20 protein-coding genes and 1 pseudogene are annotated in these 21,267 nt (G+C 61.0%); 3 read left to right on the top strand and 18 right to left on the bottom strand.

Annotated features, from left to right (window positions below; all coding sequences use genetic code 11):
• Positions 1-61 precede the first annotated feature (61 nt).
• From ccoP to ccoN, 4 genes are read right to left on the bottom strand one after another with little or no spacing between them, the layout of a single operon-like run.
• Entirely contained in the window at positions 62-925 is an 864-nt protein-coding gene (gene ccoP / locus AC0L28_RS19225; RefSeq protein ID WP_473479527.1) for a cytochrome-c oxidase, cbb3-type subunit III, read from the bottom strand.
• 2 nt (positions 926-927) lie between these two features.
• Positions 928-1,077 carry a cbb3-type cytochrome c oxidase subunit 3 gene (locus AC0L28_RS19220; protein WP_473479524.1) on the bottom strand — a complete coding sequence of 50 codons (150 nt, stop codon included), beginning with the start codon at positions 1,075-1,077 and terminating at the stop codon, positions 928-930.
• 11 nt (positions 1,078-1,088) lie between these two features.
• Positions 1,089-1,820 carry a cytochrome-c oxidase, cbb3-type subunit II gene (gene ccoO / locus AC0L28_RS19215; RefSeq protein WP_473479521.1) on the bottom strand — a complete coding sequence of 244 codons (732 nt, stop codon included), beginning with the start codon at positions 1,818-1,820 and terminating at the stop codon, positions 1,089-1,091.
• A 3-nt stretch (positions 1,821-1,823) separates the two neighbouring features.
• A complete protein-coding gene (gene ccoN / locus AC0L28_RS19210) occupies positions 1,824-3,443 on the bottom strand; it encodes a cytochrome-c oxidase, cbb3-type subunit I (RefSeq protein WP_473479519.1) in 1,620 nt (539 codons plus the stop codon).
• A gap of 123 nt (positions 3,444-3,566) precedes the next feature.
• Between ccoN and AC0L28_RS19205 the strand changes: the two are divergent.
• Positions 3,567-4,091: pseudogene (locus AC0L28_RS19205) on the top strand (IS481 family transposase); the annotation flags it as partial.
• On the opposite strand, the gene AC0L28_RS19200 reads toward AC0L28_RS19205, so the two are convergent.
• A complete protein-coding gene (locus tag AC0L28_RS19200; protein ID WP_473479593.1) occupies positions 4,028-4,792 on the bottom strand; it encodes a Crp/Fnr family transcriptional regulator in 765 nt (254 codons plus the stop codon). The pseudogene AC0L28_RS19205 and the gene AC0L28_RS19200 sit on opposite strands and share 64 nt — an antisense overlap.
• A 157-nt stretch (positions 4,793-4,949) precedes the next feature.
• On the opposite strand from AC0L28_RS19200, the gene hemN reads away from it, so the two are divergent.
• Positions 4,950-6,299, top strand: coding sequence for an oxygen-independent coproporphyrinogen III oxidase (gene hemN / locus AC0L28_RS19195; protein ID WP_473479517.1), 1,350 nt, complete (start codon positions 4,950-4,952; stop codon positions 6,297-6,299).
• A gap of 152 nt (positions 6,300-6,451) precedes the next feature.
• Here the strand turns inward: hemN and AC0L28_RS19190 are convergent, their stop codons facing one another.
• From AC0L28_RS19190 to glmS, 13 genes are all read right to left on the bottom strand, one after another.
• Complete coding sequence (locus AC0L28_RS19190) at positions 6,452-6,724, bottom strand: DUF2274 domain-containing protein (protein ID WP_473479515.1); 273 nt, start codon at positions 6,722-6,724, stop codon at positions 6,452-6,454.
• A 12-nt stretch (positions 6,725-6,736) separates the two neighbouring features.
• Positions 6,737-7,951, bottom strand: a complete 1,215-nt coding sequence (locus AC0L28_RS19185; protein ID WP_473479512.1) for a TraB/TrbI/VirB10 family type IV secretion system protein — start codon at positions 7,949-7,951, stop codon at positions 6,737-6,739.
• A 12-nt stretch (positions 7,952-7,963) separates the two neighbouring features.
• Positions 7,964-8,989, bottom strand: coding sequence for a P-type conjugative transfer protein TrbG (gene trbG, locus AC0L28_RS19180; protein WP_473479510.1), 1,026 nt, complete (start codon positions 8,987-8,989; stop codon positions 7,964-7,966).
• The gene (trbF, locus tag AC0L28_RS19175) at positions 8,979-9,710 is read right to left on the bottom strand and encodes a conjugal transfer protein TrbF (RefSeq protein ID WP_473479507.1); all 732 of its coding nucleotides are present in this window, start codon (positions 9,708-9,710) and stop codon (positions 8,979-8,981) included. Before trbF ends, trbG begins: the two co-directional genes overlap by 11 nt.
• Positions 9,711-11,033, bottom strand: coding sequence for a P-type conjugative transfer protein TrbL (gene trbL, locus AC0L28_RS19170; RefSeq protein ID WP_473479505.1), 1,323 nt, complete (start codon positions 11,031-11,033; stop codon positions 9,711-9,713).
• A 29-nt stretch (positions 11,034-11,062) separates the two neighbouring features.
• Complete coding sequence (trbJ, locus tag AC0L28_RS19165) at positions 11,063-11,788, bottom strand: P-type conjugative transfer protein TrbJ (RefSeq protein ID WP_008871925.1); 726 nt, start codon at positions 11,786-11,788, stop codon at positions 11,063-11,065.
• Positions 11,785-14,235, bottom strand: coding sequence for a conjugal transfer protein TrbE (gene trbE, locus AC0L28_RS19160; RefSeq protein ID WP_473479503.1), 2,451 nt, complete (start codon positions 14,233-14,235; stop codon positions 11,785-11,787). Before trbE ends, trbJ begins: the two co-directional genes overlap by 4 nt.
• On the bottom strand, positions 14,229-14,501 hold the full coding sequence (locus tag AC0L28_RS19155; RefSeq protein WP_473479500.1) for a VirB3 family type IV secretion system protein: 273 nt from the start codon (positions 14,499-14,501) through the stop codon (positions 14,229-14,231). The genes trbE and AC0L28_RS19155 overlap by 7 nt, the downstream gene beginning before the upstream one ends.
• Positions 14,501-14,809: a TrbC/VirB2 family type IV secretion system protein gene (locus AC0L28_RS19150; protein WP_008871922.1), complete on the bottom strand. Its 309-nt coding sequence runs from the start codon at positions 14,807-14,809 to the stop codon at positions 14,501-14,503. Before AC0L28_RS19150 ends, AC0L28_RS19155 begins: the two co-directional genes overlap by 1 nt.
• A gap of 11 nt (positions 14,810-14,820) precedes the next feature.
• Positions 14,821-15,789: a P-type conjugative transfer ATPase TrbB gene (gene trbB / locus AC0L28_RS19145; RefSeq protein WP_473479497.1), complete on the bottom strand. Its 969-nt coding sequence runs from the start codon at positions 15,787-15,789 to the stop codon at positions 14,821-14,823.
• Positions 15,786-16,199: a CopG family transcriptional regulator gene (locus tag AC0L28_RS19140; protein ID WP_065010491.1), complete on the bottom strand. Its 414-nt coding sequence runs from the start codon at positions 16,197-16,199 to the stop codon at positions 15,786-15,788. The genes trbB and AC0L28_RS19140 overlap by 4 nt, the downstream gene beginning before the upstream one ends.
• Before the next feature lie 120 nt (positions 16,200-16,319).
• The gene (locus AC0L28_RS19135; protein WP_473479495.1) at positions 16,320-18,350 is read right to left on the bottom strand and encodes a conjugal transfer protein TraG; all 2,031 of its coding nucleotides are present in this window, start codon (positions 18,348-18,350) and stop codon (positions 16,320-16,322) included.
• Between the two features lie 247 nt (positions 18,351-18,597).
• Positions 18,598-20,421 carry a glutamine--fructose-6-phosphate transaminase (isomerizing) gene (gene glmS, locus AC0L28_RS19130; RefSeq protein ID WP_473479492.1) on the bottom strand — a complete coding sequence of 608 codons (1,824 nt, stop codon included), beginning with the start codon at positions 20,419-20,421 and terminating at the stop codon, positions 18,598-18,600.
• A 326-nt stretch (positions 20,422-20,747) separates the two neighbouring features.
• On the opposite strand from glmS, the gene AC0L28_RS19125 reads away from it, so the two are divergent.
• Positions 20,748-20,969, top strand: coding sequence for a hypothetical protein (locus AC0L28_RS19125; RefSeq protein WP_473479490.1), 222 nt, complete (start codon positions 20,748-20,750; stop codon positions 20,967-20,969).
• The last annotated feature ends 298 nt before the right edge of the window (positions 20,970-21,267 follow it).

Raw genomic sequence — 21,267 nt, 5'->3', positions numbered from 1 at the left:
GGCCCGGCTCGCGCCGGGCCTCGTCGCTTGGCAGGGGGAGGCCGAGAATAGGCTTCCGTTCCTATTCTCCGCCGCCAAGCGAATGGACATAGACCGCAAGTTCCTTGACCTTGACCTCGCCGAGACGCCCACCCCAGGCCGGCATGACGCCTTGCTTTGGCGCGCGAACCTGCGCGGCAATAGCCGTCTCGCCCGCCCCGTAGAGCCAGATCGCGTCGGTCAGGTCGGGTGCGCCAAGCTCCGTGTTTCCCTTTGCATTATCACCATGACAGGCGGCACAATTCTCGGCGAAAACATTGCCGCCGGGTATGACCATTGCTTGATCGCCAACAGCGCCGGAGAGACTCGAGACATAAGCGCTGACCTGTGTAATCTGCTCGGGCGTAATGATGTCACCAAAGGCCGGCATTTCCGACAGGCGCGTGTCGGGGTCTGAGGCAACGCGGATGCCGTGCGTGATTGTCTGCTGGATCTGCTCGGCCTTGCCGCCCCACAGCCAATCGTCATCATTCAGGTTGGGAAAGCCCTTCGAACCCTGGGCGCCGGAGCCATGGCACTGAACGCAATTGATCTTGAAGGCGGCGCCACCGGCCGCGATAGCGAATCCGCGCAAAACATCGTCGGCGGCAATCTCGGAGACAGTCTTCGCCTGAAGGGCAGCAACATACTTGCCCTTGGCGACCTCGGCCGCTGCCAGCTCATTCTTGACATCGTTGCGGCTTGAATAGACGAGCACGCCTCGGGTGGCGGAGCTTAGCATAGGCCATGCGGGATAAGCGATGGTGTAGCCGATCGCCCAGACTATGGTGACGTAGAAGGTGATCACCCACCAGCGCGGGAGCGGATTGTTGAGCTCCTTGATCCCGTCCCATTCATGGCCGGTGGTCGAGACGTCGGAGACTTCGTCAATGTGCTCACCGCTCATGATTAGTCGTCCTTGAGAGGGATTTGAGCAGCTTCGTCGGCTCGCGTCCTGCTGCCGGGACGGAGCGCAAAGGTGATGCATCCGACGAATAACAGCGCCATAGCGAGCAGGCCCCAAGTGTCAGCAAACTCCCGCATGAAGTTGTAGGTCATCACCGTTCTCCTCAGCGGTAACCGGCGGCTTCGTCGTAGTTTTTGAAATCGACCAGAGTGCCAAGCATCTGAAGGTAAGCGACCAGCGCGTCCATCTCGCTGACCTGTTGCGGATTGCCATCGAAGTCACCGAGCTTGGCCTTTGGATACCGCGCTTCAAGACCGGATGTGTCGATGTTGGGATCTGCCTGCGCCATGAGATCGGCATTCGCGCTCGCGATCATGTCGTCGGAGTAGGGCACGCCCACACGGCTGTTCGCGATCAGGTGCGTCGAGAAGTCCTTCACCTCAATCCGCATTTCCTTCAGGAACGCGTAGCTCGGCATTATCGATTCCGGCACCACCGAGCGCGGATCCACAAGGTGCTGAACGTGCCATCCATTCGAATAACGGTCGCCCACTCGCGCGAGATCCGGTCCTGTGCGTTTCGATCCCCACTGGAACGGGTGGTCGTACATCGACTCGGCCGCTAGGCTGTAGTGCCCATAGCGCTCGACCTCATCGCGGAACGGCCTGATCATCTGGCTGTGGCAGAGGTAGCAGCCCTCGCGCACATAGATGTTGCGACCGGCGAGTTCGAGCGGCGAATAGGGCCGCGTGCCTTCGACCTTCTCGATCGTATTGTCGAGATAGAAGAGCGGCGCGATCTCGACGATGCCGCCGATCGTCACCACCAGAAGGGAGCCGACGAGAAGCAGCGTGGCGTTCTTCTCGATAAGCGCGTGTTTGTTCATCAAGCCCATTTTTCAGGCTCCAGATCGCGCAGGTCGGACAGCGGTGATCGGACGCGGCATCGGATCCTCATCTCGTTGGTAGCCGAGGATTGTCATGGCGACATTCCATGCCATGATCAGGGCGCCGGACAGGTACATCGCGCCGCCGATGGCACGCATGATGTAGTACGGATGCATGGCGGCGACAGTTTCGGCGAAGGAGAAGACCAGAAAGCCCTGGTCGTCGTATTCGCGCCACATCAGGCCCTGCATGACGCCGGAGACCCACATCACCGCGGCGTAGACGACGATCCCCAGCGTTGCCAACCAGAAGTGCCAGTTCACTAGTCGCAGCGAATAGAGCCGCTCGCGGTTCCACAACTTCGGCACCATGAAATAGACCGCGCCGAACGAGATCATGCCGACCCAACCGAGTGCGCCGGAATGCACGTGCCCGATGGTCCAGTCGGTGTAGTGCGAGAGCGAATTGACCGTCTTGATCGACATCATCGGGCCTTCGATGGTGGACATGCCATAGAAGGCTATGGCCATGACCATCATGCGGATGATCGGGTCCGTCCGCAGCTTGTCCCAGGCGCCGGACAGCGTCATCAGGCCGTTGATCATGCCGCCCCAGGAGGGCATCCAAAGCATGATCGAGAACGCCATGCCGAGCGTCTGCGCCCAGTCGGGCAAGGCGGTATAGTGGAGGTGGTGCGGGCCGGCCCAGATGTAGAGAAAGATCAGCGCCCAGAAGTGGATGATCGACAGCCGGTAGGAATAGACTGGCCGGTTCGCCTGCTTGGGCACGAAATAGTACATCATGCCAAGGAAGCCGGCGGTGAGAAAGAAGCCCACGGCATTGTGGCCGTACCACCACTGCGTCAAGGCGTCCTGGACGCCGGAGAAGGCTGAATAGCTTTTTGAGCCCACGAACGAGACTGGCATCGACAGGTTGTTGATCACATGCAGCATCGCGATGGTCACGATGAAGGACAGGTAGAACCAGTTGGCGACGTAGATGTGCGGTTCCCTGCGCTTCAGGATGGTGCCGAGGAACAGGACGAGGTAGGCGACCCAGACGATGGTCAGCCAAAGATCCACATACCATTCGGGCTCGGCGTATTCGCGGCTTTCGGTGATGCCGAGCAGGTAGCCGGTCGCCGCCATGACGATAAAAAGCTGATAACCCCAGAACACGAACCAGGCGAGATTGCCGCCGAACAGCCGGGCGCGGCTTGTGCGCTGCACGACATACATGGACGTGCAGATGAGCGCATTGCCGCCGAAGGCAAAAACCACGCCGGATGTATGCAACGGCCGCAAGCGGCCAAAGTTGAACCAGGGCTCGACGCTGAGATCGGGATAGGCAAGCTGCAGCGCGATGACCACACCAACCAGCATGCCTACGACGCCCCAAAACACCGTCGCGAGGGCCCCGTAACGGATTGGACTGTCCATAAAAGCGGCGGGGTCTATCGGAACTGCAGGCTTGAACTCCGTATTGCGCAACAGGATCGCGGTGAAACCAGCTACGGCGAAGAACAACACCCACATATGCTGGCGGAAAGGTTCATCTACGCCGAACCCGGCAGCCACCAGGGCCGCAAAAGCAAACAGGCTTAGAAGCACGATCTCTGTGCCGAATTTCATCGCAAATCCCGATCTCGAACCCGGCGGACGCCAAATCCGCTGTGCATCAATTGCGCAGCCGCCGCCTGCTCGCCCTGATCCATGTCAGGGGACCGCACGATTTTTCGGCAGCTAGGTTGACCTTCACGGCGGCCGGTGCGCTACGCCAACCGCCTGCCCGACCAGATCGAGCTGACGATCGTCGCAACCAAGAAGGACAAGCCAACCCACTGGGCGCCAGGAAGATTAGGGAGCTCCTGATTAGGAGGCTCGCCGGCGATGTCCGCATACCCTCGAAGAGCACGGCGCATGCCTGCTCGATCGTCACGGCCTGTAAAGCGCGCCCGTCAGCGGCAGCGCTTCGGCACGCAACTATCACCAACGCGTTATGGTGCACGAACTTCTAAGGGGAGTTCCGGCGGGCGATGGTCGAATTGTGACGGTCACTGACCAGGCCTCGCGCTACCTGCTCGCCTGCGAAGCGCTCGAATCGAAGAAGGAAGGACCAGGTCATCGAGGCCGCCATCCGCCTGTTCAGGGAACGCGGCCTGCCTTCCGCCATCAGGAGCGACAACGGCCTGTACCTTCTCTCCGCCGAACGGCCTCTATAACCTGTCCAGGCTGTCGGTCTTCTGGCTCAGGCTCGGCATCGCCATCGAGCGCAGCCGGCTCATGCTGTCCACCATCACATGGCGTGTGTTCTCGATCCGAATCACGCCGTCAGCCCGCAATTGCGTCAGCTGCCGGCTCACAGTCTCGTTCGTAATTCCAAGAAAATCAGAGATCTCGGCGCGCGTCAGCGGCAGATCGAAGGACGCTGACCTGGCTACCGGGTCAACACCGGAATCCATATTCCGAGCGAGCATGAGGAGAAAACTCGCCACCTTTTCCGATGCGGTCTTGCGCCCCAACGTCACCAGCCACTCGCGTGCTTCATCGAGTTCATTCAGCGTCTGCTTGAGCAGGCGATGCTCGAATTCCGGCGACCCCTTCATCATCCGTTCGACGGCTGCCCTTGGAAACGAGCACAGCGTGACAGCTGTCACCGCTTCCGCATTGATCGAGCTTTCCACCTTAAAAGGACGTCCCAGAAAATGCGGTGCAAACTGGAGACCGACGATCTGCTGGCGACCATCGGAAAGGCTCTTTGTCAGCTTAACCACGCCTGAAAGCAGGTTCGAATAGCTGTCGACCGCCTGTGCGTCGCCGATCAGTTCCACTCCTGACTCGATCTGGCGCCGCGAGCAAGTCTTGGCGAGCCCAACCAAATTGTCTGGACGAAGCGAACCGCAGACGCCGCGATGCCGTGCTTCGCAATGGACGCAAAGAACGGGGATACCGGAAGTGTAAATGTCTCGCCGTACTGACATGCGCTCGCTCAACCCGATCCCAAGTGCCGGCAGGATACCAATCTAAGGTAGAAAAATCCTTGCGGCAGTTTGTCCGAGTTGCTGATTGACCGAAATCAGGGCTTTGGCTTGCCAATAAGCCCAGAGTTCCAGCGATGCAAACATGGTGGACCACGACATGCAGTCCGAATTAGCTGCCCGGGTTGGCGAGAACGTCCCGCGTTATACCAGTTATCCGACTGCACCGCATTTCCACACGGGCGTCAATCCTGCGGTTTATCGTGGCTGGCTGGAGGCGCTCAAAAGTGGCGGCGAGATCTCGCTCTATCTGCACATCCCCTATTGCGACAGACTCTGCTGGTTCTGTGCGTGTCATACCAAACAGACGCGCCACTATGAGCCGGTGACGGCCTATCTGCGCTCGCTACACGCGGAGATCGCGACGGTTGCGGGACTCGTCAGCGGCAAGAGCCATGTCCGCGCAGTCCACTTCGGCGGCGGTTCGCCCACCATGCTGAAGCCCGGGGACATGGTGGCGCTTGGCGCGTTCTTGCGGGACAGCTTCGATTTTGTCCCGGACACAAAAATCAACGTCGAGATCGATCCAAACGACATGGATGAGGCGCGCCTTGATGCGCTGGCCGAAATCGGCATGACCAGGGCAAGTCTCGGCGTCCAGGATTTCGAGCCAAAAGTGCAAAAGGCAATCAACCGCGAGCAAAGCTTTTTGCAAACGAAAGCTGTCGTCGACGGAGTTCGCTCCCGCGGCGTCGGTTCCGTCAATCTGGACCTGCTTTACGGATTGCCTCACCAGAGCAGGGAGAGCGTCTGTTCCACCGTAGCGCAGGCGCTGACCCTGGAACCGGACAGGATGGCGCTGTTCGGCTACGCGCATGTGCCCTGGTTCAAGAAGCATCAGACGATAATCAAAGAGGCGTGGCTGCCTGGCCCCACGGAGCGCTTGGCGCAATCGCAACTCGCCGCGCGAGCGATTGTGGACAAGGGGTATGAAGCAATAGGGCTCGATCATTTCGCCAAGCCAGGCGATGCCTTGGCGATAGCGGCCCGCGCAGGGGCTTTGCATCGCAATTTTCAGGGCTACACGGAGGATCGCTGCGAGACACTGATCGGGCTTGGCCCTTCGTCCATCGGCCGTTTTCGCCAGGGCTACGTGCAGAACAATATTTCAACCGCCGAGTACGGAAGTATGGTCGCGCATGGCGGGCTGGCGGTTGTCCGCGGTATCGCGCTTTCCGACGACGACCGCGTTCGCGGCTGGATCATCGAGAGGCTAATGTGTGATTTCGCCTTCTCGGCAGTCGACCTGGTGGAACGCTTCGGCAAAGCCGGCCAGAAGCTCCTTCTTGAGTCGAGTACCATGGCCCTCCACGATCCCGTTCGATTGCTCGAACTGGATGGCGACCGTTTCGTCGTGCCGGCTGAAAGTCGCCCATTCGTCCGAAGCATCGCGGCCAGGTTCGACAAATATTTCCAAAGCGGAAGGGCCAGGCACTCGGTTGCAGTTTGAGCCAAAGAGTGCGGTCGCGGTGACGTGCTCCCCTGTTTGCCTCCGTTTGTGAGTGAGCCTGTTCACGTGTGATCCTTGACGGATCGGGTTACATATTCAAGCGGAGTTAGCCCATCGAGGCTCGTGTGCGGGCGGTTCACTCATTGCCTCGGTTACTCGGAATCTGAGCGTGCCAGACGCCGCGACTTCTCCGGCATGCTGGACGTCGGCAAACCTTCTTTTCTGGCCTTGGCAAACGCTCGGTCGCCTTCCAGAAACCCCGCCAGCATGAAAGGAATGAGTTCTGCCACCGTTTCAGACTCGCCATAGGCCTGACGATAAAGGGCAGCATACTCCTTGAGCGCTTGGCCCAACTCCGCGCTGACGGTGATGGTAATCTTCGAAGGTGTTCGGTCTGGAAGCTTTCCAAGTTTCAAGTTGGCCATATTCACTCCCGCTCAACTTGCGTATGGCCGTAGCACCAGATCCTTGTGCACGATGACGCGCAGTGGCCAACCTGGGCGGATGGTGATGGTGGGCTGAACATTGAGGTTCTTCTCGGTGATGCGCTGGCCGGCTTGACTGACGTTCTGCTGAGTGGATTCCCGGATCGCTTTGACCAGATCGCTTTCGTTTTCTCCAAAACTTAACTCGGTGCCGACGCCCAGCAATGTGGCCAGCGCGACTCCCTTGATCAGCTGCCAGGTGTGGAAATCGATCTTGTCCTCGAGCCCGGCATAGCCGGCAGTGTCTGTCGCCGGCAGATTGTCGATTTCGATCGAAGAACCGTCTGGCAGTATTATTCGCTGCCAAACCAGAAGCGCCCGTTTCTGCCCAAAAGCGACGACGCTGTCATAGGTCCCGATCAGCCGCGAGCCTTGCGGCATAAGCAGGATGCTGCCGGTGAGCGTATCGTGCACGTTCTCGGTGACCTGCGCGACGACAAACCCGGGCAAGTCGGAATTTATGCCGGTGATGAGACTTGCGGCGATCACGCTGCCGGCCATGAGCTGATTTGGCGAAGCTGGCGTCTGCAATGCATGCGGGTTGTAGATCCCGCTGGTGTTATGCTGGCTGACAAAATCGAGCTTGCGTTGTTGATTGTTCTGATCGCCCTCAGCCGGGGCAACGGAGTCTGACGGCCGAGCGGCATCAGATTGCGGAGGCGCCCGGAACGGCTGCTGGGCACTTTTGGCATTACCGCCGATGCCCGCCTCCTTGGGTTGATTTTCAATGCGGAAAAAGACTTGTGATTCGCGCGCCTCAATCGCCTGCTGGGCAACACGCTGCTCCTCGGCGGAGTTGTCCTGCCCTGGCGCGATGCCGAGCTGGCGCCGCCGCTCAAGGATGGGGCGACCGAGGTCGCCCGGCAGTGGTGGTCCAAGCACAGGAGGGTTCGGCTTCACCCCGGAATAGTCCTTGGGAAGTGTTTCAAGTCCTTCAGGGGTTGGCCTTCGGTCAGTGTTGTAGAGATCTTCCGCCTTTTCTTTGAAGCGAAGCGCCGGTCCCTGCAGCGCCATCATCGTGACGCCCAGGATGGCACCGGACCCGACGGCAGCGATGGCGACGATCACGCCGCGCCTGAACCGCACGGCGCGGCGGGGCGAGGCCCGTAACTGCAGCTGCTCGGGATCGAGTTTTGGCGGAGCATTGGATGGGGAAGTGTCGGTCATAAGGCCCTCTCCTCACCTGCTGGAGCGCGCAAAGAGAGATACGCGACGCGGCGGTTGCCGGCCGTCCGTCCTTGTGATGCGCACCACTTGCTGCTGCTTGGTGCCGAGGCGTAGTTCGGCCGCGGCGAAGAGCCGATCGACAATGTAGTAGTTGCCGCGCATGCGGTAGTTGACGAGCTGGTTGTCCCCGTCAGAGCCGACGATGAAGAGTGGCGGGGCCTCTCCCTGGTCTATGCGGCGCGGGAACTCGATATAGACCTTGCTGCCATCATCGAAGGCTCGCGTCGGTCTCCAGGGCGGTGTGTCGCCCCTAATCGAGTAGCGAAAGCGAATGTTTTCGAGCGCCACGTTCGACGCCACCGGCATGGTAGCCTCGGCCTGAGCGTTACGCTGGCGGAGCGCGACGATCTGGTCCTCGCTGTACGTCCAGGAGATCGCCGCCATAGCGGTCTTATCGGTGCTTTGAAGCTTCAAGTGGTAGGTGCGTCGTTCCGTGGTGATCACCAGATTGGTGCTAAGTCCCGGCGCGAAGGGTTTTACCAGCACATGGGTGCGCTGGTCGTCACCGGTGCCGCTGACGGTATCGCCGATGACCCAGCGCACCGTGTCGCCGGCCGACACGGCTGTCAGTTTCTCGCCCGGCTGTAGGGCGATATCGGTGACGCGCTCCGGCGCGGCATAGAGCTGATAAAGCGCGCCTTCGGTGAAGGGATAGACCTGCACCGCATTGACGTAGCCGTACCGGGTGGGTTGCTGCGTCGCCGCCTTGTTGGCGTCGGCTACGCGTTCTTCAGGAGAGCGCTTGTCGTCGGCGATTTTGCCCGGTTCTGGCTGCAACTGGCCGGGGAGCGGCAACGGCCTTGGCACCTCGACTATCTTGACCGGTGTCTCTGGCGCCTTCTCGATTGCCGCTGCTTTGAAGTCGGCAGTATCATACGAGATTTCAGGCGGCACCGGCTTCGATGCGCAGGCCGAGAGAACTGCTGCCGATGCGGATAGGATCAGCGCGGCACGGAACGATTGGGCTCTATTTGTCATCGGCGGGCTCCTTCGGGGAAACGGATGTCGGTGCGGCACTGTCGAGCTCGCGCGACCAGTCGATGGCGTTGATGAATACACCGAGCGGATTGTTGCGCAGCTGATCCGTATTGCTTGGCGGGCGGATCACGATGGTGAGGATCGCGGTCCAGCGCGTGGTGCTGGCAAGGCTGCCGCGCTCAAAGACCTGCTCAGTCCATTTGACCTGGAACGAGTTGTCGGAAGCCCTGACCACACTGGTCACCTGGACGGACACGCTGCGCGTTCCGATCTGACCGAAGGGATCGTTTGCCTTGGCGTACTCATTGAGGAAGAGTGCCGCACGGTCGGTGGCAAGGTCGTAAGCCGCCAGCCAGTTCTGCCGCACCAGCACCGGATCAGTGGAGACGGAACGGACATTCTGGATGAAGCGGCCGAGGTGCCAGGCTATCTCGGCGTCGGAGGGCTCGTAGTCTTGGATAGCCGGCGCGACGGCGCGTGCCTCGCCGAAGCGGTCGACCTCGACGACGTAAGGCACAACACGGCTCTGCATCGACTGCCATACGAGTCCGCCAGAGAGCCCGGTCGCCAAGGCCAGACAGCCGAGGGCCATGAGCCGCCAGTTCCTAGCCTGTACTCGAGATGAGCCGATGCGCTCGTCCCATAGCTGGGCGGCCTTTTGATACGGCGTGACCGGTTCGGGTGTCTTGCCGTAACGTTGAACGGGTCGCTTGAACAGCATCTAGTCATCCTTGTCGTTGAGAGAGGGATTGGCGCTGCCTCCCGGCCTGTCGCCTTCACGGACAGCCTGCATGGCGGCGTGGCGGTGGGCACGGGCGGTCTGTTCGGAACGCAAGCGCCTTGCCCACGTCGGAGCGGCATTAGGATCTGCAGCGGTTGGGTTTCCAGTCATGGACGCGGTGGGCGCACCACCGGTCGCGGTCCATGCCGCTTCCCGGCCGGCATCGGCGCTGCGCCCGAACGTTCCCGCGGCAGCTCTTGCTGCTCGCATCGCGGCGCCGCCGGCGGCAGTGGTCACGCCCTGCAAACCAGCAGCCACACCGGACAGGCCGGTGTGGGGCGAGGTTGCTCGCCCGATCTGCCAGGCCGTTAAAGCAGCCGATCCCATCGTTGTGCCGGCCCGAATTGCGGCGAGACTGCCGCCGGCTGCCATGCGCGCGCCAGCAAATGCCGTGCCTCCGGCAACGAGCGATGCACCAGCAGCCGCCGCAGTCGTGCCAAGTGCGGCGCCCGCGCCAAGCTGCGGCGCGCCGGACACTAGACCCGACGCGATGCCGGGCCCAAAGATGCCGAGCCCAAGCAACGCCAGCGCGCCCAGCACCTGTGACATCGCGGCGGCCAGGTCCGGCTCCTTGCCTTGCAGCGCGGAAGCAAACTCGCCGAAGAGTGTGGAGCCGATGCCGACGATGACGACAAGTACCATCACCTTGATGCCTGAAGAGATGACATTGCCGAGCACGCGTTCGGCCAGAAACGCCGATCGATTCCAGAGTGCGAAGGGAACCAGAACAAAGCCGGCAAGCGTGGTGAGCTTGAACTCAAGGATTGTGATGAACAGCTGAATGGAAAGGATGAAGAAGGCGATGATGACCAGGAACCAGGCCATGAGCAGCACGAAGATGGTCAGCGCGTTGCCGAAGATTTCTGGAAAGCCGAGCAGCTGACTTGCCTGATCAAGCAGCGGCCAAGCGCCTTCGAAACCGGTCGCGGCGATGCGGCCCGGGCGCAGGAGATTGTCTGGGGAGAGATTGCCGGAGGACGCGTTGATGCCGAGCCCGGCAAAGGAGCGATAGATGATGTCGGCGAGGTTCTTAAAATTATTCAAGATGAAGGCGAAGACGCCGACATAGAGCACCTTGCGGGTAAGCCGGCCGAGAATGTTGGGCTCGTCGCCGAGCGCCCAGGCCAGCCCGGCCAGCGTGATGTCGATGCCGATCAGGATGGTGGTGAGGAAGGCGACGTCGCCCGAAAGCAGACCGAACCCGCTATCAATGTAGCGGATGAAGGTCTCCATGAAGCGATCGATGACGCCAAGGTCGTTCATGCCGCCGCCTTCCTCGTCAGAGTTGGTGATCAGTTGCCGGGATAGGCCGAGCCGGTACCCAGGAAGCGCTTGGTTGTCTCGCGGGCGGCTTCCTCGGACTGCGCCTTGCGCGCGGCATCCTCGGCCTCAGCTCGAAACTGAGTCGCGAGCAGCGTTTGGATCTGCATCTGCTGCTTAGTTGAAAGCGCGATCAGCTGGTTGGTGGCCTGGCTTGCCTGAAGCGCACCGGCTGCCCCTTGGCTGCGGTTGACGAGATCGGCAAGCAGGTCGCCGTCGGCGCGGACGTTCTCGACGATCTGCGACTGGGCCCGCATGGTCTGGCGGAACGCCTGCATGGCGCTCTGCCAGCGCTCGCGCGCAGCGGTTGCCACATCGCTGACCTTGATCGTGGCCTCGTAGCTTTCTGGATATTGGCTGCGCCACTGGTCTTGAAGCTTGCCCAGATCAAAACTGAGGCCACTCGCCTGGTCCATCAAACCGTCAATGCGATGGAGCGAACCGGTGAGTTGGCCCACGGAAGAGAAATCCAGACGCTGAAGATTGCGCGCCATGTTCTGCAGCATGGTTGCCTGGTTCTGCAGCGACTGGATCTGGTTGTTGATCTGCTCCAGCGCGCGCGCCGCCGTCAGCACGTTCTGCGCATAATTGGATGGGTCGAACACGATAAGGGCGTAGGCCGGCTGCACATAGTCGGCCATTGGCTTGGCGATCAGGGAAACGGTGATCAGGCTGGTGAAAAGACGGCGTCCAATCATGAGGATTGCTCCATGTCTGGTTGAGGGAATTGCTGGAGAAGCTCGGCAGCCCAATCGAGGCCGCGCGCGCTCAGAAAGCGGGAGGCAAAGCTGTCTTGCCCGTCTTCGGACTGGATTTTATCGATCAGGGTCTGCGTCGCCGGATCGGAAGCGCCGCAAAGCGCAAGAGTGATGGGGCCAAGCCCGAGCTCGAAGAGACGGTTTCCGCTACGTGACTGAAGATAGTAGTGGCGCTTGGGCGTGGCGCGGGCGATCAATTCGATCTGCCGCTCGTTCAAGCCGAAGCGCTCGTAGGCTGCCCGCGCTTGCGGTTCCACAGCACGATCATTGGGAAGGAAAATACGCTGGGGGCAGCTCTCGATGATCGCCGGCGCGATTGAAGAGCCCGCGATATCAGCCAGCGATTGCGTAGCGAAGATCACCGAGACATTCCGCTTTCGGAGCACCTTCAGCCATTCGCGGATACGGGCGGCAAAGAGCGGATTGTCGAGATAGACCCAAGCCTCGTCGAGCATCAGCAGCGTCGGCCGTCCATCGAACCGCTCTTCAAGACGATGGAAGACGTAAGTGAGCACAGGCAGCACAGCGCCTTGGCTCTGCATCAGCTCTTCCGTCTCGAAACACTGCACATTCGATAAGGCCAGCCGATCATCATCGGCGTCGAGCAGGCGGCCGAAAGGACCGTCGAGCGTGTAGGGCATCAACACGGACTTCAGCCCGTTGGACTGAAGCAGGACCGAAAGGCCGGTCAGCGTGCGTTCCTGCGCCGGCGCGGTGGCAAGGCTGGTGAGTGCCGACCAGATTGCCTCCTTCACCTCCGGCGTGACGGTGACATTCTCATGCGCAATGAGGCCGGCAATCCACTCGGCTGCCCAACTGCGGGCAGCCTGGTCGCCGATATTGCGCAGGGGCTGGAAGGCGAGCGCACCGTCAGCACCCAGCGCGTGGTGTTCTCCACCCGTGGCAAGGACTGCCGCGCGCGCCGAATTGCCTTTGTCGAAGACATAGACCTGCGCGCCGGCATAGCGCCGGAACTGCAGCGCAATCAGGGCAAGCAGCACCGATTTGCCGGCGCCGGTCGGGCCAACGATCAGCATGTGGCCGACATCGTCGACATGGGTGGATAGCCGGAATGGTGTCGACCCGTTGGTCTCTGCGAACAGAAGTGGCGAGGCCTCTCGCTGGGTGACCTTGGCGAGATGCTCGTTCGCCGCAGGACCTGCCCAGACCGACGACAACGGCATGAGATGCGCAAGGTTCAATGTGTGAACGAGCGGCTGGCGAACATTGGCATAGATATGACCAGGCAGCGAGCCGAGCCACGCCTCGACCGCATTGACGCCTTCGCGGATGGTGGTGAAGCCGAGCCCATTGATGATGCGCTCGACCGCGCGAAGTTTCTCCGCGGCGGCTTGATGGTCCTCATCCCACACTGTCACCGTTGTGGTGAGATAACCGAAGCCGACATGGTCGCCGCCCAACGCCTGAAGGGCTGCGTCGGCATCGAGCGCCTTGTTGTCGGCATCGCTGTCGACCAGCGGGACAGGTTCGTTGGTCACGACCTCGCGCAGGATGGCCGCGATCGACTTGCGCTTGGCAAACCACTGGCGGCGCAACCGTGTCAGCGTCTTCGTGGCTTCCGTCTTGTCGAGCGGGATGAAACGCGTCACCCAGCGATAGGCGAAATCCTGATGATTCAACGCGTCGAGAATCCCGGGCCGGGTGAGATTCGGGAATCCGAGGACGGTAAGGGTGCGAAGATGGTGTTCGCCGAGCATAGGCTCCAAGCCGCCGGTAAGCGGCGCGTCGACCAGGATGCCGTCGAGATACATCGGCGTTTCCGGGACAGCGAGTGGATGGCGGCGGGTCGAGATTGTGCCGTGCAGGTAAGTCAGGGTCTCGGCATCGTCGAGCACGCGCACCTCGGGCATGAAGCCGGACAAAAGATCGAGGACCCGGTCGGTCTCGTCGCGAAACCGCGCCAGCTCCTGGGGCCAGTCTCTCCCGCCGCCAGATTGGTGTGCGTCAACGAGCGCGCTTTCAGCCCTCGCCCGTGCGTCCGGGGGCGGCATGAACAGCAAAGTCAGATGATAGCGGCTCTCGTAATGCGCGACCTTGCCCTCGAAGGCCGCGCGTCGTTCTTCATCGACCAGCCAAGACGCGGCGTCGGGAAAGGTTGAGTTAGGATAGTCGAGCGCCTCTATGCGCTCGGCTTCGAAGAACAATGCCCAGCCGGAGCCGAGCCTTCTCAACGCGTTGTTTGCCCGGGCGCAGATGCCGACAAGTTCTGCTTCCGTCGCGCTTTCGAGATCGGGCCCGCGGAACCGTAAGGTCCGCTGAAAGCTGCCGTCCTTATTGAGCACGATGCTGGGCGCGACGAGCGCTGCCCAGGGCAGATGGTCCGCAAGTTTGTCGGCTTTGCTGCGGTATTCTGACAGGTTCAGCATCCCAACCATCCCTTCAGACGAAGGTGACGAACGAGCACGCTGGCGAAGTCTGGATCGCGTCTTGTGGCAAAGACCGCCAGCGTGTGGCCGGCAATCCACAGCACCAGCCCTGCGATCCACTGCTGCAAACCGAGGCCGATAGCTGCGGCCACCGTGCCGTTGAGGATCGCCACCGCTCGCGGTGCACCGCCCAGCAGGATGGCTTCGGTCAATGCCCGGTGAACGGGAACCGCGAAGCCCTCAATATGCTGCTCTCCAGCGGCCATCAGACGAGTGCTCCGCCGCCAAAGGAGAAGAAGGAGAGAAAGAAGCTCGATGCCGCGAAGGCGATCGACAGCCCGAAGACGATCTGGATCAGCCGGCGGAAACCGCCTGCGGTGTCACCGAAGGCAAGGGTTAAGCCCGTGGTGATGATGATGATCACGGCGATAATCTTGGCGACCGGTCCCTGTACAGACTCCAGGATCTGTTGCAGCGGCTGTTCCCAAGGCATGCCGGAGCCTGCTGCGCGGGCTGAGACCGTGAGAACAAGCACGAGCGCGGTGGACGAAAGAAAGCGAAGCTTCTTGCACATGAATTGGCCTTTCAAAACTGCTGAAGTTGCGGGAGCGTCAGTTGGGTGACGGCGTAATCGCCGCTGCCGTCGAGACCGATGACCTCGGCGATGGCGTCAATGCGGCGCGAGGATCCGCGCCCGGCGATGAAGACAATCAGATCGATGGCATCGGCGATCAGACGGCGTGGTACAGTGACGACGGCTTCCTGCGCGAGTTGCTCGATCCGGTAGAGGGCGGAGCGCGCCGAATTGGCGTGAACCGTTGCGATGCCGCCGGGGTGGCCAGTGTTCCATGCCTTCAGCATATCGAGGGCTTCCGCACCCCGGACTTCGCCGACGACGATGCGGTCGGGCCTGAGCCGCAGCGTCGAGCGTACGAGATCGGCAAGCGTCACCGAGCCCCGTCTTGTCCTGAGTGCAACGCAGTCCTTGGCAGCGCACTGCAGCTCGCGTGTGTCTTCGATCAAGATCACCCGCTCGTCGCATTCCGCGACTTCGACCAGCAGCGCATTGGCGAGCGTGGTTTTACCCGACGACGTGCCGCCTGCGACCAATATGTTGCGCCGCTCGCGCACGGCCTTCCTCAGCGCATCGGCCTGCAGCGGCAGCATGATTTGGTCGGCGACATAGTTGGCCAACGTGTAGAGTTTTGCGGCCGGTTTACGGATGGCGAAGCATGGCGCCAGAACGACTGGCGGCAACAACCCCTCGAAGCGCTCGCCCGAGGGCAGTTCGGCGCTGACGATCGGACTACCCGCATGCGCCTCGGCACGCACATGGGAAGCGACCAGGCGAACGATGCGTTCCGCCTCGGATGGGTGCATATGCACGCCGGTACCGACCCGACCTTCTCCCAGCCGGTCGAGCCGCAGCGCACCGTCGGGATTGACCATCACCTCGACAACAGATGAATCGGCAAGGGCCTCAGCGATTGCCGGGCCCATGGCGGTGCGCAACATGGCACGATGGCGATGGTCGACCTCCGGATGAGAACTCATCCTTCCCCTCCCCCGCCATTATCCGTCCCAAGCGACCGTTTGCCGGAGGCGATCTGGCGGCCCACCTGCTCGACGAATTTGTCGAAGCGCTCCTGGGCAATCGCCTGCGTCGCCCTGTCCGGGACTGGCGTGTGAGCATGAAGCGTGATGGAAAAGCGAATGAAGAGCGCCAGGCTCTCTAGGATCATCTCGACGTCGCGTCTGAGATGACCGAGGTCACGAGAAAGACGGTCGAGCCTTACGCCGTAGCGCCGGTCGAGCTCGTTCTCGCCACGCCGCTCGATAAAGGCCTCGACTGCCTTCGCCACGATCGCTGATTTGGTCGTCGATGGATCGCGGTTGAGGTCGTCCAGTTTCTTGCTCAGGTCGGGTTCGAGCAGAAACTGATGACGAATGCGCTGAGGGCTCATGTGGCTCGTTCCAACTGTCCCAGCGCTGTTGCGCGGGCGGGAACGAGCATCGGCGACTTCCTCGAAATTGCTTATGGCCGTTATCTACGCTGATTTGCGCTCTGCCTTCGGCAGCTTCTTTCAGAAGCCGGGCACGATGTCCTTGTTGTCGCCCGTCCCCTCGTTGATGCCATAGGCGCGTGCGGCAGTGGAAATTCGGTCCATCACGCGCCTGTCGGCAACTGCCTCGCTATCATCGTCCGCGGGCTTGAGCAGGTCGTCCCGGTCGGGCTCCAGAGTGACGGCTGTATGCTCTTCAGGCAGACCCGGATGTCGCTGTTGCTGGACACCTCCTTCATCTTCAATTGCCTCGCCCGCGCTTTCGCCGCGGCCAGCAAGACGGCGGTCAACGCCCCGCACCTGCCCGATCCAACAGTCCGGACGCGGTACTGGCCGATCCGCGTAGGCGCCGTCGCACAATACCGGCGCAGAAAGCACGCGCTCGGTGAAATTTCGATCCTGGTAGTAGCGCAGCTTTTTCGCCCGGATCGGCGGCAGCCCTGAAACCAACACCAGTTCATCGGCTTGCGGCAACTGCATCACCTCGCCCGGTGTCAATAGTGGGCGGGCGGTCTCCTGGCGGCTAACCATCACGTGCGACAGCCAGGGCGCCAAGCGATGGCCGGCATAGTTGCGCATGGACCTCAGCTCCGTCGCCGTGCCGAGCGCGTCCGAAATGCGTTTGGCCGTGCGCTCGTCATTGGAGGAAAAGGCAATCCGCACATGGCAGTTGTCGAGAATGGCATTGTTGTCCCCATACGCCTTGGAGATCTGGTTCAAGGATTGCGCGATCAGATATGCACGGATGCCATAGCCGGCCATGAAAGCGAGCGCGGTTTCGAAGAAATCAAGGCGACCGAGCGCCGGGAATTCGTCCAGCATCATGAGCAGTTGATGGTTCCTGCTCTTCTTAGGATCCCCCTCCAGCCGCTCCGTCAGACGCCTGCCGATCTGATTGAGCACAAGTCGCACCAGCGGCTTCGTGCGCGAGATGTCCGATGGCGGCACGACCAGATAGAGTGACATCGGTCGCTCAGCATCCAGGAGATCGGCAATGCGCCAGTCGCAGGCTGATGTCGCTGCCGCCACCGTAGGATCGCGATAGAGGCCGAGAAACGACATGGCGGTCGAAAGAACGCCCGAACGCTCGTTCTCCGACTTGTTCAACACCTCGCGAGCTGCCGAGGCCACGACAGGATGGACCTGGGGCTTATCCGCCGCGCCGAGATGGTTGGTCGTCATCATCCGCCGTAGTGTCGCGGCAAACGAGCGTTGCGGGTCCGACAGGAAGGTGGCGACGCGAGCGAGCGTCTTTTCCTCTTCGGCGTAAAGCACGTGCAAAATGGCACCGACCAACAGTGAGTGACTGGTTTTCTCCCAGTGGTTCCGCCGGTCCAGCGCGCCTTCCGGATCTACCAGGATGTCGGCGATGTTCTGGACGTCGCGGACCTCGTCTGGACCTTTTCGTACCTCCAGCAGCGGGTTATAGCGCGCCGACCTCGGATCGGTCGGATTGAACAGGAGACAGTAGGAGAACTTCGAGCGCCAGCCGGAGGTCAACTGCCAGTTCTCGCCTTTGATATCGTGAATGACGGCCGAGCCGGTCCAGGACAGAAGAGTTGGAACAACCAGTCCGATGCCCTTGCCTGATCGTGTTGGGGCAAAGGCCATGACGTGCTCGGGCCCGTCATGGCGAAGATAGCGATCCTTCAGCTTGCCTAGGAAAACGCCGGCCGGCCTAAACAGCCCTGCCGTGTCGATCTCGTGAGTCGCGGCCCACCTTGACGACCCATATGTGGTGACCGACCCGAGCTGTCGCGCCCGCCAGAGCGAGCCGGCGATCGCGGCGGCACAGCCCACGAACCCACTGGCGCCGGCAAGCGCACCGGCCTTATCGAAGACCTCGGGCGCATAAGCGTCGAAGTGGAACCACCATTCGAACAGTTTCCACGGCTTGTAGATCTGCCAGCCAGCCGCGACTAACCATGGCGCGCCGAGTGGCGGTTGATGGCCGAGCATGTGGGCGCACCACTGCGTGGCCGCCCATACGCCGAGTATCACGATTGCGAACACGACGGCGATCTGCCCAATCAGCAACTTCGTAGGCGTCATTGGCTTGCTCCGCAGTTCTGTACATGCGGGGCCAAGCATCGCGCGGCGCGATGTGAACTGAAATGCGCACTACGCACGACCAGGTGCGATGAGGGAATGGGCAGAATCGCTCAGACTGAAAACTTGCGGTGGAGCAAATATGCCCACTTGGTCGCAGACCTGATCTGCGTCTCGTCGACATCCAAATGCCGGTGACGCTTTGAAGTGTATTTCCGATGGACGCATGCCACCTATGAGGGCGTCACAATCATTCGACGGTGACCGATTTTGCGAGATTGCGCGGCTGATCGACATCTTTGCCCATGGAGACCGCCGTATGATAGGCAAGAAGCTGTATCGGCAGCGAGAAAATCATAGGTGCGATAATCTCGTCGACGGCCGGCAGCACGATCGTATGCATCGTGTTGAGTTTCGACGCAGCGGCCCCATTTTCATCGGTGATGAGGATAATCCGCCCTCCACGGGCGGCCGCTTCCTCCATATTGGAGACGGTCTTGTTGAAAAAGCGATCATGGGGCGCGATGACGATCACTGGCATGTTCTCGTCTATCAATGCGATCGGACCATGCTTCAATTCGCCAGCCGCATAGCCCTCAGCATGGATGTAGGAAATCTCCTTGAGCTTCAGCGCACCTTCCATCGCCAGTGGGAAACTGGTGCCGCGGCCAATATACAGGACACCATGACACTTTGACAGTTCGCGCGACAGGAGCTCGATATCTGGCTGGATGCTGTTCAGTACCCGGCCCATGACGCCCGGCATTTCGGCAAGGCTCCGGACGAGCGCCTTCACCTCATATTCAGTTAGCGTTCCACGGTCCTTGGCAGCGCCGATGGCGAGTGTGGCCAGAACCGCAAGCTGGCACGTGAAAGCCTTGGTGGAGGCGACGCCGATCTCCGGGCCGGCAAGGATCGGGAAGATCGCGTCGGCCTCCCGAGCGATGGTCGATTCGCGGGAATTGACGACAGCGCCGGTTTTCAGCCCACGCCCCTTGCAGTACCTCAGGGACGCGAGCGTATCGGCGGTTTCGCCGGATTGCGAAATGAAAAGAGCCGCCGATTCCGGCGGCAACGGGATCTCCCGGTAGCGGAATTCGGACGCAACGTCGATTTCGACCGGCAGGCGCGAATAGCGCTCGAACCAGTATTTTGCGATCAGTCCGGCCAGATAGGCGGTGCCGCAAGCCGAGATCGCCAGGCTCGGGATGCTGGCGAAATCTATGCTCGAAACCGTATCGACGCGATTCCCTTCGAAGTTGATGTAATGACCGAGCGCACGGGCGATGACCTCGGGCTGCTCGTAAATTTCCTTCTCCATGAAGTGGCGACGGTTGCCCTTATTGGCCAGGTATGCCCCGGCCGTGGAAGTCTGGCGCGGACGTTCGACGGGATGGCCATCGAAATCGAAGATATCGGCGCCTGCCTTGCCGATAACGGCCCAGTCGCCGTCGACGAGATATGTGATTGCATTTGTGAAGGGAGCTAGCGCCATGGCGTCGGAGCCCAGGAACATCTCACCGTCGCCGTGACCGATCGCCAGCGGTGGTCCATTGCGCGCCGCCATGATGGTCGACGGATCATCCTCGAAGAGAATGGCAAGCGCGTAGGCGCCCCTGACGCGCTTCAGCATGGCGTGCATTGCCTCACCCCGCCCCATGCCCTCCCGGCGGTGTCTTGCCAAGAGATGCACGACGACCTCGGTGTCGGTGTCGGTCTGGAACTCGGCGCCCGCCGCCACCAGTTCGTCCTTCAACTCGGCGAAATTCTCGATAATGCCGTTGTGAACGACGGCCACACCGTCCGTAAAGTGCGGGTGCGCGTTGCGCTCAGTCGGTGCCCCATGCGTTGCCCAGCGCGTGTGTGCGATGCCGATGGTGCCACTCAGCGGCTCTTCCTTCAACCTCGTCTCGAGATTGATGAGCTTGCCCTTGGCGCGCCGGCAGTGCAACGAGCCCTCGGTGATGGTGGCAACGCCGGCTGAGTCATATCCTCGATATTCGAGACGCTTCAAAGCGTCGACCAACCGATCAGACACCGGCTGATGCCCAACGATGCCAACAATCCCGCACATGATCGTCTCCGAATTCTTCCCGGTAGCCTCAGCCGACCCGAAGGACACCGCCCGGCGCTGAGCCTCCTAGTAGAATTCGGTAAAACAGGTAAAATCGATTGTTGGGATGGCTGCCATCCAGCCAATGGATAGAAGAGGACGTGTTGACCAGCGAGAAACGGTACGCGCGGTGCCGGCTTGCGTCCACCAACCGCCAGTTGGGACGAGTTTCCGTAGTCGGCTGAGGCGTAACGATCATCGCAATGTCCGCTTTTTACATGCTGTTGACTCGCCCAGTTAACGGCCCTTAGATCCATTGACTGCTACAATGCTTAGGGGTTTTCAAAATGCCGTTCAAACGGGCCGGTCTATACCCTGCCGATCTCGATCTATGCCAACGGGTATTCGACCAGATATGCAGTGACGAGCATATCGCCCGCTCATCGTTGGAGGCCGACAACCTCGCCCTGGATATTTTGGTCGCGTTGGAAGAAGAGGCTGACGCGGATGAGGCTGAGCTGCTTGAACTCATCAGATCGAAGCGGCGGGCTACTCGTCATCTCCGCTGAGGGATGCAGTCACCCGGACCTTCCCTTTGCCTGTTCGACTGCCTTGCTGGCCGCCTTGGCAAACTCCTGCATGTTTGCTCACGCGCACTGTCGGCCGTCTGGAACTTGCGCCAAACTCATCAGTTCTGGACAATGCCAAACAGCGCGTGGCAACGACCCTGACTTCCATCGGCACGCTGACATCCCGGCCGGCGGCTCAACGCCCCTCAAGGCGTGGCCTGGAAGCGTCGCAGCCGGCGCCCGCGGTAGCGCGGCGGCCAACCTTGACTGCGTCTCGACACGAGGTCGGCGCTTCACC

The organism is Mesorhizobium sp. WSM4847, assembly GCF_055811335.1.
Note: the sequence above shows the minus strand (reverse complement) of the source record. Positions and strands in the feature narration are given on the sequence as shown.

Coding starts and splice junctions, on each gene's coding strand:
- trbJ (WP_008871925.1), bottom strand. CDS start 11,788: ATGATTGGACGCCGTCTTTTCACCAGCCTGATCACCGTTTCCCTGATC.
- trbB (WP_473479497.1), bottom strand. CDS start 15,789: ATGAGTTCTCATCCGGAGGTCGACCATCGCCATCGTGCCATGTTGCGC.
- trbG (WP_473479510.1), bottom strand. CDS start 8,989: ATGACAAATAGAGCCCAATCGTTCCGTGCCGCGCTGATCCTATCCGCA.
- hemN (WP_473479517.1), top strand. CDS start 4,950: ATGCAGTCCGAATTAGCTGCCCGGGTTGGCGAGAACGTCCCGCGTTAT.
- AC0L28_RS19135 (WP_473479495.1), bottom strand. CDS start 18,350: ATGACGCCTACGAAGTTGCTGATTGGGCAGATCGCCGTCGTGTTCGCA.
- trbL (WP_473479505.1), bottom strand. CDS start 11,033: ATGAACGACCTTGGCGTCATCGATCGCTTCATGGAGACCTTCATCCGC.
- ccoO (WP_473479521.1), bottom strand. CDS start 1,820: ATGGGCTTGATGAACAAACACGCGCTTATCGAGAAGAACGCCACGCTG.
- ccoP (WP_473479527.1), bottom strand. CDS start 925: ATGAGCGGTGAGCACATTGACGAAGTCTCCGACGTCTCGACCACCGGC.
- trbE (WP_473479503.1), bottom strand. CDS start 14,235: ATGCTGAACCTGTCAGAATACCGCAGCAAAGCCGACAAACTTGCGGAC.
- AC0L28_RS19140 (WP_065010491.1), bottom strand. CDS start 16,199: ATGAGCCCTCAGCGCATTCGTCATCAGTTTCTGCTCGAACCCGACCTG.
- ccoN (WP_473479519.1), bottom strand. CDS start 3,443: ATGAAATTCGGCACAGAGATCGTGCTTCTAAGCCTGTTTGCTTTTGCG.
- AC0L28_RS19150 (WP_008871922.1), bottom strand. CDS start 14,809: ATGTGCAAGAAGCTTCGCTTTCTTTCGTCCACCGCGCTCGTGCTTGTT.
- AC0L28_RS19125 (WP_473479490.1), top strand. CDS start 20,748: ATGCCGTTCAAACGGGCCGGTCTATACCCTGCCGATCTCGATCTATGC.
- AC0L28_RS19185 (WP_473479512.1), bottom strand. CDS start 7,951: ATGACCGACACTTCCCCATCCAATGCTCCGCCAAAACTCGATCCCGAG.
- glmS (WP_473479492.1), bottom strand. CDS start 20,421: ATGTGCGGGATTGTTGGCATCGTTGGGCATCAGCCGGTGTCTGATCGG.
- AC0L28_RS19155 (WP_473479500.1), bottom strand. CDS start 14,501: ATGGCCGCTGGAGAGCAGCATATTGAGGGCTTCGCGGTTCCCGTTCAC.
- AC0L28_RS19190 (WP_473479515.1), bottom strand. CDS start 6,724: ATGGCCAACTTGAAACTTGGAAAGCTTCCAGACCGAACACCTTCGAAG.
- trbF (WP_473479507.1), bottom strand. CDS start 9,710: ATGCTGTTCAAGCGACCCGTTCAACGTTACGGCAAGACACCCGAACCG.
- AC0L28_RS19220 (WP_473479524.1), bottom strand. CDS start 1,077: ATGACCTACAACTTCATGCGGGAGTTTGCTGACACTTGGGGCCTGCTC.
- AC0L28_RS19200 (WP_473479593.1), bottom strand. CDS start 4,792: ATGTCAGTACGGCGAGACATTTACACTTCCGGTATCCCCGTTCTTTGC.